11 protein-coding genes and 1 tRNA gene are annotated in these 12362 nt (G+C 64.3%); 9 read left to right on the forward strand and 3 right to left on the reverse strand.

Features of this window, described 5'->3' with window-relative positions; all coding sequences use genetic code 11:
- From AC5DC2_RS10710 to moaB, 3 genes are all read left to right on the forward strand, one after another.
- The coding region (locus tag AC5DC2_RS10710) for a tetratricopeptide repeat protein (RefSeq protein ID WP_491698465.1) at positions 1 to 1627 on the forward strand (1627 nt) is incomplete at its 5' end.
- Positions 1624 to 2547 (forward strand): 4-(cytidine 5'-diphospho)-2-C-methyl-D-erythritol kinase, encoded by a 924-nt coding sequence (locus AC5DC2_RS10715; protein WP_491698466.1) that lies wholly within the window; start codon positions 1624 to 1626, stop codon positions 2545 to 2547. The genes AC5DC2_RS10710 and AC5DC2_RS10715, both read left to right, overlap by 4 nt.
- Positions 2540 to 3070 (forward strand): molybdenum cofactor biosynthesis protein B, encoded by a 531-nt coding sequence (moaB, locus tag AC5DC2_RS10720; RefSeq protein ID WP_491698467.1) that lies wholly within the window; start codon positions 2540 to 2542, stop codon positions 3068 to 3070. The genes AC5DC2_RS10715 and moaB overlap by 8 nt, the downstream gene beginning before the upstream one ends.
- Before the next feature lie 10 nt (positions 3071 to 3080).
- Here moaB and AC5DC2_RS10725 read toward each other — a convergent pair whose 3' ends face one another.
- Positions 3081 to 3599: a glycosyltransferase gene (locus AC5DC2_RS10725; RefSeq protein ID WP_200336557.1), complete on the reverse strand. Its 519-nt coding sequence runs from the start codon at positions 3597 to 3599 to the stop codon at positions 3081 to 3083.
- Positions 3600 to 3813: 214 nt separating this feature from the next.
- On the opposite strand from AC5DC2_RS10725, the gene AC5DC2_RS10730 reads away from it, so the two are divergent.
- A complete protein-coding gene (locus tag AC5DC2_RS10730; protein ID WP_491698473.1) occupies positions 3814 to 4875 on the forward strand; it encodes a PA0069 family radical SAM protein in 1062 nt (353 codons plus the stop codon).
- Positions 4876 to 5048: 173 nt separating this feature from the next.
- Positions 5049 to 5744, forward strand: a complete 696-nt coding sequence (rnhB, locus tag AC5DC2_RS10735; RefSeq protein ID WP_491698474.1) for a ribonuclease HII — start codon at positions 5049 to 5051, stop codon at positions 5742 to 5744.
- A 98-nt stretch (positions 5745 to 5842) separates the two neighbouring features.
- Here the strand turns inward: rnhB and AC5DC2_RS10740 are convergent.
- Positions 5843 to 5919 (reverse strand) — tRNA-Pro (locus tag AC5DC2_RS10740).
- Positions 5920 to 6285: 366 nt separating this feature from the next.
- Here AC5DC2_RS10740 and AC5DC2_RS10745 point away from each other — a divergent pair.
- From AC5DC2_RS10745 to dgcA, 4 genes are all read left to right on the forward strand, one after another.
- Positions 6286 to 7704, forward strand: coding sequence for a phosphomannomutase (locus AC5DC2_RS10745; RefSeq protein WP_491698468.1), 1419 nt, complete (start codon positions 6286 to 6288; stop codon positions 7702 to 7704).
- A gap of 52 nt (positions 7705 to 7756) precedes the next feature.
- Entirely contained in the window at positions 7757 to 9190 is a 1434-nt protein-coding gene (locus AC5DC2_RS10750; RefSeq protein ID WP_491698469.1) for a mannose-1-phosphate guanylyltransferase/mannose-6-phosphate isomerase, read from the forward strand.
- A 254-nt stretch (positions 9191 to 9444) separates the two neighbouring features.
- Positions 9445 to 10446, forward strand: a complete 1002-nt coding sequence (gene dgcN, locus AC5DC2_RS10755) for an N-acetyltransferase DgcN (protein ID WP_491698470.1) — start codon at positions 9445 to 9447, stop codon at positions 10444 to 10446.
- Positions 10443 to 11429 carry an N-acetyl-D-Glu racemase DgcA gene (gene dgcA / locus AC5DC2_RS10760; protein ID WP_491698471.1) on the forward strand — a complete coding sequence of 329 codons (987 nt, stop codon included), beginning with the start codon at positions 10443 to 10445 and terminating at the stop codon, positions 11427 to 11429. The genes dgcN and dgcA overlap by 4 nt, the downstream gene beginning before the upstream one ends.
- Positions 11430 to 11438: 9 nt before the next feature.
- On the opposite strand, the gene AC5DC2_RS10765 is transcribed toward dgcA, so the two are convergent.
- On the reverse strand, positions 11439 to 12362 hold a 924-nt coding region (locus AC5DC2_RS10765), incomplete at its 5' end, for a GTP-binding protein (RefSeq protein WP_491698472.1).

Here is a 12362-nt window from a genome sequence, read left to right on the forward strand (position 1 = left end):
CTTCGATAACGACCTCGACCGGGCGGTCGCCTATTTCCGTCGCGCGCTGCAATACCGGCCGGACGATGCGGGAACCAACAACCAGCTGTTCATCGCCTTGATCTTCAACGGCGACCTTGAAAGCGCAAAGGCACAGGCGGCAAAGACGACCGACGAGCCGCAGCTTGTTCCGCTGCGCGAGCTTTCGCTGGCGCTCGCCGCCCTTTCCGAGGAGCGCTACGACGATGCCATCGCCATGCTGGATGATTTCGGCGGCAGCGCGCTCGATGACCTCGTGTCGGAACTCCTGAATGCCTGGGCGCTCACGGGCAAGGGCGATCCCGATGCCGCGCTTGCCGGGCTCGAGGCGCTTTCCGGCCCGCCCTGGTACGATCTCTTCGTCAACTATAATGCCGGCGCGATTGCCGCCCTTTCCGGCGATACCGCGAAGGCCCGGACCTATCTCAACGCCGCGCTTGCCGACCGCGAGGGCGGGGTGACCGCGCCGGATACCATGCTGGCGACGGTCATCGGCCTGGCCGCGATCGAGCAGCAGGCCGGCAATACGCGCAAGGCACTGGATACCGTCTCGGTTGCCGAGACCTACGGCCTCAACGCCGCCGTGCTGGAGCCGATCCGCGAGCGGATCGAGGCGGGGGCGCCCGTCATGGGCCTGCCGGAGACGGCAAGGGCCGGGGCGGCCGGCGTGCTGTTCGAGATCGCCGCCGCGCTCAACCAGGGCACCGCCGACGATATCGTCTCGCTCTATCTCGCGCTTGCCGAAGCGCTCAATCCGGGCTCTCCGGACGTGCTCTACCTGAGCGGCGTCGTGGAAGCGGCGAATGACAGGCCGGAACGCGCGCTCTCCTATTTTTCACGCATTCCGGAAGATGCCACGCAGTATCGCCTCGCCGAGCTGCAGCAGGGGATCGCCCTTGCCGAACTCGACCGCAAGGACGAGGCGATCGAGATGCTCTATGCCATGGTCGAGGACGCGCCCGATGACCGGCGCGGCTATCTGGCGCTCGCGGGCGTGCTGTCCAGCGAGAGCCGGTTCGCTGAAATGGCCGAGGTTCTGGACCGCGCGGCAGACCGCATCGGCCCGGTGGCGGCGCCGGAAGACTGGAGCATTTTCTACCGTCGCGGCATCGCCTATGAGCGGCTGAAGCAGTGGGACAAGGCCGAGCCCAATTTCCTGCGCGCGCTCGAGCTTTACCCCGACCAGCCGCAGGTGCTGAATTACCTCGGCTATTCCTGGATCGACCAGGGCATTAACCTCGAGGAGGGGTTGGACCTCATCAACAAGGCCGTCGAGCAGCGTCCCGATGACGGTTACATCGTCGACTCGCTCGGCTGGGCCTATTACCGTCTCGGCCGCTACGAGGATGCGCTGCGCGAACTCGAGCGGGCCGTCGCGCTCGATAGCGGCGATCCCGCGCTCAACGATCATCTGGGCGATGTCTACTGGCAGGTCGGCCGCAGGCTCGAGGCGATCTATCAGTGGAACAAGGCGCTGGCCGGCGAGCCGGACGAGGACCTCGTTCCCGAGATCAAGGCGAAGATCGCCCACGGCCTTCCTGCCGAGACGCAAGATGATGACAGCCCGCTGGCGCAGTCGCCGGAGGGTGATGGCGGGACGGTTCAGTGACGGACGCGCCTGACGGCGGCGCGATTTTTGAATTCGCCGCCGCGAAGATCAATCTGGCACTGCATGTGACCGGGCGGCGCGGCGACGGCTATCATCTGCTCGATTCGCTGGTGACCTTCACTGATATCGGCGATCGACTGACCTTTTCGCCGTCCGACACGGATCGCTTCACCCTCTCCGGCCGCTTTGCCGATGACCTGCCGCATCACGATGATATCCGGACCGGCAATCTGGCGCTGCGGGCGCGCAATCGACTGCGCGAGGAGGCCGCAGGCGCGGGCGCTGCCGCCGGGCCGGTCCATATCCATCTGGAAAAGAACCTGCCGCCGGCCTCCGGCATTGGCGGCGGCTCGGCGGATGCGGCTGCGGTTCTGCGCGGGCTCAACCGGCTGTGGCAGCCCGGGCTTGACGCTGAGACGATTGCGCTCATTGCCCTCTCGCTTGGCGCGGACGTGCCCATGTGTCTCGCCTCCCGCCCTTTGATCGCGCGCGGGATCGGCGATATCATCGTGCCGGCGACCGGATTTCCCAGACTTGATCTGGTGCTCGCGAACCCGCTCTTGCCGCTCGCCACGCCCGCCGTCTTTGCGGCGCTGGAGAACCGCCACAATCCGCCGCTATCCATCGAGGCGCAGGCCCCGGCGGATGCGTCGGAGTGGATCGCCCTCGTGCGGGAAAGCCGCAACGATCTGCAACTGCCGGCAAGCCGGATCGCACCCGCTATTCATGGCGTGCTCGATGCGTTGTCGTCGGCGGGCGCCTCGCTTGTCCGCATGTCGGGTTCGGGCGCGACCTGTTTCGGCCTGTTTACCGATGTCGATAGCGCGAAGGCGGCTGCCGACCGGCTTGCCCATGCCCGTCCGGACTGGTTCGTGGCGGCAACGACAACCCTTGCCGAAGGAGACGACGATCATGACTGAACGCCCCTTCATTCCCGTCCGCTTCGCCGTGTTGACCGTCTCGGACACGCGTACGCTCGACGATGACCGCTCGGGCGACACGCTTGCCGAGCGCATCGCCAGGGCTGGACACACGCTCGCCGATCGCCGGATCGTCGGCGACGACCGCGCGGCGATCACGGCCATCGTCAAGGATTGGTGCTGGAACCAGGCGGTAGATGTGGTGCTGACGACTGGGGGCACGGGCTTTACCGGACGGGATGTGACGCCCGACGCGCTCGAGCCGATGTTCGAGAAGCGCATGGACGGCTTCTCCGCCCTCTTCCACCGGATATCCTTCGAGAAGATCGGCACGTCCACGGTGCAGTCGCGGGCAACCGCAGGGCTTTGCAACCAGACCTTCGTTTTCGTTCTCCCCGGCTCGCCGGGCGCCTGCCGCGATGCCTGGGACGGCATCCTCGAAAAGCAGTTCGACTACCGCCACACGCCCTGCAATTTCGTGGAAATCATGCCGCGTCTCGATGAACACCTGAAGCGCGGCTGAACGCGCGTATTCAGACCCTGACGGAGGCCCAGGCGGGAATGATCTCGCAGGAGAGTTTGCGCGTCATCTGCCGGCGGGCGAGCGCAAAGGGCGACGCGCCGCAGGCTTCAGCCTTTTCCACCGCGAGCGGCTTTGGCAGGAGAACGCCCACTTCAAGCGGACAGCGCGGCTTGAACAGGACATGCCGGAGCGACCGGCGATGCCTGCGCGAGCGGGAAAAGCGCGCCGGCCGCGTCTCCAGCGCCATATGTTCGAAAATCGCCTCGACCCAGCCTGACAGGGGACGCGCGCCGGGTTCCAGGACGAGGATCCAGTCGCCGCGGGCCTGGCGTATCACCTCCGGCAGGTCCCAGGCGCGCAGATAGCGGCAGCCGGCCGCCTCGGCAACGCGCTCGGTTCCGTCGTCGCTGCCGCGATCAAGCACGATGACATCGCTGACAAGCCCTTCAACCGCGCCGACAACCAGCGTCGAAAGCGTATGGGCGAGTTCCGCCTCGTGATTGTTGGTTTCGATAACGACGCTCAGCATGATGGGTACTTATTGCAAAAGTAAGGCCCTGTTGCAAAGGGGAACGATATATGTTCTTGTTTTGTTCTCGCGATTGCATTAAGTTTGCGACGATGTGTTGCCGTCGGTCCCTTTTGCCGGGGCCGGAAACCGCCGAGGAGGTTCGATCATGGATGATGCCTTCATTACCGATTTTGCCGCAAACCCCGTGCCGGAGCCCCATTTCGACCCGGTGATGCGCGAGACGAGGCGCGGGAGAGGCGCGACCGCCAATCCCGACGGTCGTTTCGAGAAGGTCTCGCGTGAGCGTTTCGACGATGGCTGGGATCTCGATGAGGATCTGCCGGCGCTTGCAACGGACGTGCAGGTGGAAAAGGCGAAAACGATCATCACCCGCAACACCTCGCCGGACGTGCCTTTCGAGCGGTCGATCAACCCCTATCGCGGCTGCGAGCATGGCTGCATCTATTGTTTCGCAAGGCCGACCCACGGCTTCATGGGGCTTTCCGCCGGGCTTGATTTCGAGACAAAGCTGTTCGCCAAGCCGGATGCGGCCCGCCAGCTTGCCCGTGAACTGGCAAAGCCCGGCTACAAAGCCAAGACGATCGCGATCGGCACCAATACCGATCCCTATCAGCCGGTGGAAAAGACCTGGCGGATCATGCGCCAGGTGCTGGAGGTTCTGGCGGAGGCCAACCACCCCGTGTCGATCACCACCAAATCGGCGCTCGTGCTGCGCGATCTCGACCTCCTTTCGGCGATGGCGGAGAAGCATCTCGTCAAGGTCATGGTCTCGGTGACGACGCTCGACCGCAAGCTTGCCCGGGCGATGGAGCCAAGGGCAGCCACGCCGCCTCGAAGACTCGAGACCATCCGCGCGCTCGCCGAGCATGGCGTTCCCGTCGGCATTTCCGTGGCGCCCGTCATTCCGGCGCTGACGGATCATGAGATCGAGCGCATTCTCGACAGCGGCCAGGCCGCCGGCGCGCGCGAGGCGAGCTACATCCTCCTGCGCCTGCCGCTCGAAGTGGCGCCCTTGTTCAAGGACTGGCTGCTGGAGCATCACCCCGAGCGTTACCGCCATGTGATGAGCCTGATCCGCTCGATGCGCGGCGGCAAGGACTATGATGCCGAGTTCGGCAAGCGGATGAAGGGCAGCGGCCCCTATGCCTGGCAGATCGCCCGTCGCTTCGAGCTTGCGACAAAGCGCCTCGGACTTCAGCGGCGTGGCTTTGCTCTGAGGGAGGACCTGTTCCTGCCGCCCGACGGCGCGGGCACGCAGCTCAACCTGTTCTGACGACGGCGCCGGGCCCGGGCGATACCGCCCTGGCGCCGGCTGCCGGACTTTCCGGCCGGCCTTCCCTGGGCCGATGCCGAAGAAGTCTCCTTCGCCGCCGCACACGGGTCATCTCAAAAGGATCGCCCGGGAGGAGACTTGCGGGAGATCGGCGGGTCGTGTCAAATGACGGCATGTCATTCAGCGATCCAGCCGATTCTCCTGCCCTTTTCGATCTGCCGCCGGCCGGACCCGATTTCGTGCTCGAACAGCGCGCGCGGCTCAGAGGGCTCTGGCCGGTCGCCGGCTGCGACGAGGCTGGACGCGGTCCCCTGGCAGGCCCGGTGGTGGCCGCCGCCGTGATCCTCGATCCCGACCGCATTCCCGAGGGCCTCGACGACTCGAAGAAGCTGACGGCGAAAAGACGCTCGGCGCTGTTCGAGAAGATCATGGCCGATGCCGTCGTCTCTGTCGCCTCGAGCAGTCCCGCCCTCATCGACCGTATCAACATTCTCGCCGCAAGCCTTGATGCGATGCGCCGCGCCGTCTGCGGCCTCGCCCGCGCTCCGATGCTCGTTCTCGCCGACGGGCGCGATCGTCCGCCGGGCATTGCCTGCGGCGCGGAGGCCGTCATCAAGGGCGACGGGCGATCGCTGTCGATCGCCGCCGCCTCGATCGTCGCCAAGGTGACGCGGGACAGGATGATGGAGACCGCCGGCCTGCTCTATCCGGCTTATGGTTTTGACGCCCATGCTGGTTACGGAACCGCCCGCCATCTCTCGGCGATCTCCGAGGCCGGGCCATGTCCGCTCCACCGCAGGAGCTTCCGGCCGATCCGCGAATTCGGGCGCGCCGCCGGCGACATTACGCCGGACGTCATCGAACCCTGAGGGCAACGATGCGGGCGCACAATGTCACGCGCATGGCGAGGCTCGGCGGGGTCTTGCGAATATGCAAACGAAAAAGGGGAGAAGTCTCGGGAAATTGGTGGTCGGAGTGGCAAGATTCGAACTTGCGACCCCCTCGTCCCGAACGAGGTGCGCTACCAGGCTGCGCTACACTCCGTGACCAGCGGCTGCTCTATAAAACAGCATGCGGTGTTCGGCAAGCGCTTGTTGAAACTTTTTTGAAGGGTTTCGCCGCACGCCTTCGATGGCCGCTGGCAAGGCGCTGGCAAGGAGGCGATGTTGTGATAAGAACGGACCCGGCTTTTCGGCAAACAACCAAACTTTATTGAAAATGGAACGGTTCGGCGCGTTGCGCGTTGGTAATGGGTCATAGTATCGTGCGCCGACTGTTTTGTATTAATGCACCCGTCCTCCCCGGTCGCCTGTTGAAAGCGACGCAGCAAAGGGAGTGTCGGTTTTTTAAACTGTGTCGGCCGTTTCATTCTGGCCGTTGATTGCGCCAAAAAAGGGATTGATTGTATCAATGAGTGTGAAATTCGGAACCAGCGGGCTGCGCGGCCTCTCGGTGGATCTACTGGGCGAACCATCCTCTCTTTATTCAGCGGCGTTCTGCCGCCATCTCCTGGAAACAGGACAGGCGGAGAAGGGCGCAACCGTTCTGGTCGGGCGGGACTATCGCGAATCGAGCCCGGCGATCGCGGAGCGCTGCATGGGCGCGATCGCGGCTGCGGGTTTCAAGCCGGTCGATTGCGGCGCGCTGCCCACGCCGGCGCTCGCTTTTTTCGGACAGAAGAAGAATGCCGCCTCGATCATGATCACCGGGTCGCACATCCCCGCCGATCGCAACGGCATCAAGTTCTACCGCGCCGACGGCGAGATCACCAAGGAAGATGAACAGGCGATTTCAGCCTGGGCGGAGAAGCTGAAGGGCACGGCGGAGGCCGGCGACGCTGAAGGCGAGGACAAGGCGAGCGAGGCGCTGGCGCTGTTTGCCGCGCGCTGCACCTCGATCCTGCCGGAGGATGCGCTTTCTGGCATGAAGATCGGCGTCTACCAGCATTCCACCGTTGCCCGCGACCTGTTCATCGCCGTTCTGGAAGAATATGGCGCCGATGTCGTCCCGCTGGGTTTCTCCGAGAGCTTCATTCCGGTCGATACCGAAGCGGTTTCGCAGGAGACCGTCGACCTTTTGAAAGGCTGGGCAAAGGAGCACGGCCTTGACGCGCTGGTTTCCGCCGATGGTGATGCCGACCGTCCGCTGGTCGCCGATGAGACCGGGACGCCCCTGCGCGGCGACCTGGTCGGTCTGATGACCGCGAATTTCCTCAAGGCCAAGGTCGTCGTCACGCCGGTCACCTCCAATTCCGGCATTGAAAAGAACGGCGATTTCGAGGTCGTGCGCACCCGCGTCGGGTCGCCCTTCGTCATCGCCGGCATGATGGACGCTCTTTCTTCCGGCAAGGAGGGCGTGATGGGGTTTGAGGCCAATGGCGGGCTTCTGACCGCCTCCGCCTTCCGCCCTGCCGATGACGCGATCGCCGCGCTGCCGACGCGCGACTGCTTCCTGCCGATCCTCTCCGCGCTCTATCTCGCGGCCAAGGACAAGCGGGCCATGTCGGAACTGGCGAGCGCCTACAGCCTGCCGGTGGCGGACGCCGACCGCATCAAGGATTTCGCCCAGGAGCGCAGCGCCGCGCTGATGGCCCATCTGAGGGCAAGCGAGGAAAACCTGGCCGCATTTCTCGCCCCGATCGGCAGCGTTGCGGACAAGAGCGACATCGATGGCCTGAGGGTGACGCTCGAGGATGGCCGCATCATCCATTTCCGCCCCTCCGGCAACGCGCCGGAGATGCGCTGCTATGTCGAGGCCGAGACCGCCGAGGCGGCGCGCAATCTTCTGAAACAGGGGCTCTCCCTGATCGAAGGGTTCAAGCCTGCCTGATCCGTTCGCATTTTCGCAAGTCATTTGAAAAATTCATTGGAGTAACAAGACTATGACCAGCAAGATCGTTCCCGTCATCATGGCCGGCGGCAAGGGCACGCGGCTCTGGCCGCTGTCGCGCGCCACCGCGCCGAAACAGTTTATCCGCTTTCTCGGCCCCAAGACGCTTTACCAGAAGACGCTCGAGCGCGTATCCGACAGCGACCGCTACGAGGCGCCGATCATCCTGACGAACGAGGATTTCCGCTTTCTCGCCGCCGAGCAGGCGCGCGAGATCGACATGGATCTGACGGGCATCATCCTGGAGCCGATCGCGCGCAACACCGCGCCCGCCGTTGCCGCCGCCGCCGCCCTGGTGCGCGCCAATTTCGGCGAGGACGCGATCATGCAGGTCTTTGCATCCGACCATGAGATCGAGGCCGGGCCCGACTATTTCGCCTGCATCGACACGGCCTTTGCCGCCGCCAAATCCGGCAAGCTCGTGACCTTCGGCATCGAGCCGACGGAGCCTGCCACCGGCTACGGCTATATCGAGGCCGGCGATGAGCTGGATACCGGGGCGCGCGCCGTCGCCCGCTTCATCGAGAAGCCCGAACTGGCGAGGGCCGAGGAAATGCTCGCTGCCGGGAACTTCACCTGGAACTCGGGCATCTTCATGTTTCCGATCTCCGTTCTGGTGCGCGAGCTCGAAACCTATGCTCCCGAGGTCATGCAGTATGCCGAACAGGCTGTGCTGAAGGATGAAAGCGACCTCGAGCTCGACTTCATCCGTCTCGACAAGGACGCGTTTGAAAAATGCCCGGATATCTCCATCGACTATGCGGTGATGGAAAAGACCGATGCGGCGGCCGTCGTCGCCTCCTCTTTCTCCTGGTCGGATCTCGGCTCATGGGACGCGGTCTGGAAGGACGGCGAGCAGGACGCCGACGGCAATGTTATCGCCGCCGATGCGACGCTCATCGACACGAAGAACTCGCTGGTGATCTCGCGCGACCTGCATGTCGCCATGCAGGGGCTCGATGGCATGGCCGTGATCGCCTCGGAAGACGCGGTCTATGTCGGCAGGCTTTCCGACAGCCAGAATGTCGGCAATATCGTCAAGATGCTGAAGGCGCAGAAAGAGACCAAGGCGCTCGCCGAGGAGCACCCGACCTCCTATCGTCCGTGGGGCGGCTATACCTCCATCATCAAGGGCGAGCGTTTCCAGGCCAAGCGCATCTTCGTCAAGCCCGGCAAGAAACTGTCGCTGCAGAAGCACCATCACCGCGCCGAGCACTGGATCGTGGTCAAGGGCACGGCCGAGGTGACCGTCGACGAGGATGTGAAGATGCTGACGGAAAACCAGTCGGTCTATATCCCCCTCGGCGCCGTGCACCGGCTTTCCAACCCGGGCAAGATCACGCTGGAACTGATCGAGGTGCAGACCGGATCCTATCTCGGCGAGGACGATATCATCCGCATCGTCGACGATTTCGGCCGCGGCTGATCCCGGCGACAGGAAAGACAGCGAGGCCCGGCTGACCCACGTCATGCCGGGCTTTATTGTGCAGAAATGACGATTCATCGTCAGATATTTCGCATGTATTTTCCATCGCGCAAATATAGTCGACACAACGAGCTTCTGGCGCAATGTTGCGACGGCTGCTCTTGACCGGCCCGCCTCTCCCGCTATATCGTTGCCGGACTGCGCCCCCAAAACCGGGCGCGGACCCCTCTTTCAGTCTCGAAGGGCACGGCAACATGATCGAAACACCTTATCTTCTGTTTCTCGGAGATGCTCCGGATGCGCTGGCCGCCAAGGTTGCCCAGGGCATCAAGGACTGGCGGCCGGAATATGCCATCGGCCAGTTTCGTCTCGAGGGGTGCAAGGCCGACATGAAGCTGCCGGACCTCACCATTGAAGAAGCGGTGGAGAAGGGCGTGAAAACGCTGGTCATCGGCGTTGCCAATCGCGGCGGGGTGATCTCGCCGGCCTGGAAGTCCGTGCTGATCGAGGCGCTCGAGGCCGGCCTCGACCTTGCCTCCGGCCTGCACAACCTGCTGCGCAACGAACCCGACCTTGCCGCAAAGGCCAAGGACCTTGGCCGCACGCTGCATGATGTCCGCATTCCCGCCGTGCAATATCCGATCGCAAACGGCAGGAAGCGCGCCGGCAAGCGCATGCTTGCCGTCGGCACGGATTGCTCCGTCGGCAAGATGTACACCGCGCTCTGCGTTGAAAAGGCGATGCGGGAAAAGGGACTGAAGGCCACCTTCCGCGCCACCGGCCAGACGGGCATCCTGATCACCGGCGAAGGCGTGCCGCTTGATGCGGTGATTGCCGATTTCATGGCCGGCTCGGTCGAATATCTGACGCCGGACAACGACGCCGACCACTGGGACCTGATCGAGGGGCAGGGCAGCCTGTTCCACGCGTCCTATTCCGGCGTCACCATGGCGCTCGTGCATGGCGGCCAGCCGGATGCGCTGGTGCTCTGCCATGAGCCGAACCGTCCGCATATGCGCGGCCTGCCGGATTATCAGCTGCCGAGCCTCGAGACGCTGCAGGACCTCGCCCTGCAGGTTGCCCGTATCGTCAATCCGGATTGCAAGGTCGTCGGCATCTCCGTCAATACCTCCGCCATGTCGGATGAGGAAGCGCTCGCTTATTGCCGCGAAACGGAAGCGCGCATGGGCCTGCCGACGGTCGACCCCTTCCGCCACGGCGCGCAGCGGCTCGCAGAGGCGCTTGCCGCGTTATGACCGGCATCACCGTCACCGCGCGGGAGGATGTGTTTCCCGTCGCCGGCAGCTTCACCATCTCGCGCGGCTCGCGCACGGAGATTCGCGTCGTTACCGTCACGCTTTCGGACGGCGAACATCGCGGGCGCGGGGAATCCGTGCCCTATGCCCGCTACGGCGAAACCGTCGACGGCGTGATTTCGGATATTCTGTCGCTTGAGGGCGAGATTGCCGCCGGCCTCGACAGGATCGCGCTGCAGGCGCGGATGAAGCCGGGCGCGGCGCGCAACGCGCTCGATTGCGCCTTCTGGGATCTGGAGGCCAGGCGGACCGGCAGGCCGGTCTGGCAGCTGGCTGGGCTTTCGAAGCCGAAGCCGCTGACCACTGCCTACACGATCTCGCTCGGCACGCCGGAGAAGATGAAGGCCCAGGCGGCCGAAAATGCCCATCGCCCTTTGCTCAAGGTCAAGCTCGGCACGGATGATGACCGCGGCCGCATCGAGGCGGTGCGCGCCGGCGCGCCGAAATCCGCCATCATTGTCGACGCCAATGAAGGCTGGACCGTCGAGGCCTATCAGAAGCTCGCCCCCGAACTGGTGCGTCTCGGCGTGGCGCTGGTTGAACAGCCGCTGCCGGCCGGCGATGACGCGGCCCTTGCCGAAATCGACCGGCCGCTGCCGGTCTGCGCCGATGAAAGCTGCCACGCCCGCCCTTCGCTGGAAAGCCTCAAGGGCAAGTATGACGCGATCAACATCAAGATCGACAAGACCGGCGGACTGACGGAAGCGCTTCTGTTGAAGAAGGACGCGATGGCGGCCGGCTTCCAGATCATGACCGGCTGCATGCTCGGCACCTCGCTTGCCATGGCGCCGGCCATGCTGGTGGCCGACGGCGCCCCCTTCGTCGATCTCGATGGCCCGCTTCTGCTCGCCAGCGACCGCGACCCGCCGATCCGTTTCGAAGGCTCGGTCATGCACCCGGCCGATCCGGCGCTGTGGGGATAGGGCCCTGGCTCAACCGCGCGTCCAGGAGGGGAACGGGTCGGTCAGGAACTCGAAATCACGTTCATTGAACGTAGGCCCGGTGTCGATCAGGCAATCGTCAAGCGCTTTCCGGATCGCCGCCTTGTCCATGCCGGCGCCGATGAAGACGATTTCCTGGCGGCGGTCGCCATAGACCTCGTCCCAGCAATCATCGATCATCTGCCGAAGCTCCGGAGCGTTCGGCCAGCGGCTCTTCGGCACGGCGGCCCACCAGCGCCCCAGCGGGCCGTTGCGCACGATCGCTCCGGCAAGCGAGAATTCTCCGGCGAAGTCCGGCCGCGTCGCCAGCCAGAAATGACCCTTGGCGCGGATCAGGCCGGGGGAATTCATCCGGGTGAACGCGTCGAATCTCAAAGGGTCGAACGGCGCGCGCGCCCGGTAGACGAAGCTCGAAATGCCGTATTCCTCGGTTTCCGGCACGTGGTCGGCAAAACCGTAGAGTTCCTTGGCCCAGAGCGGATGCTGGCTGGCCTTGTCCTCGCTGAAAAGGCCGGTGTCGAGCAGTTCGTCGAGATCGACGCGGCTGAAATCCGTCTCGATGATCTTCGCGTCGGCGTTCAGCGCCCGCACGATCTTGACCACATTTTCACGTTCCTCGGGCGTGACATCGGAGACCTTGTTGACGACGACGACATCGGCGAATTCGATCTGTTCGACATGCAGATCGACCAGCGTGCGTTCATCGGCCGTGCCCGCGACTTCGCCGCGATCCTTCAGGAATTCGTGGCCGGCATATTCGCGAAGCAGGTTCACGGCGTCGACCACGGTCACCATCGTGTCGAGCCGGGCGAGGTCGGACAGGCTCTCGCCGCGCTCGTCGCGCCATGAAAAGGTCGCGGCCACCGGCAGCGGTTCGGCGATGCCCGTTCCCTCGATGAGAAGGTAGTCGAAGCG

It is taken from the genome of Martelella sp., from assembly GCF_984369615.1.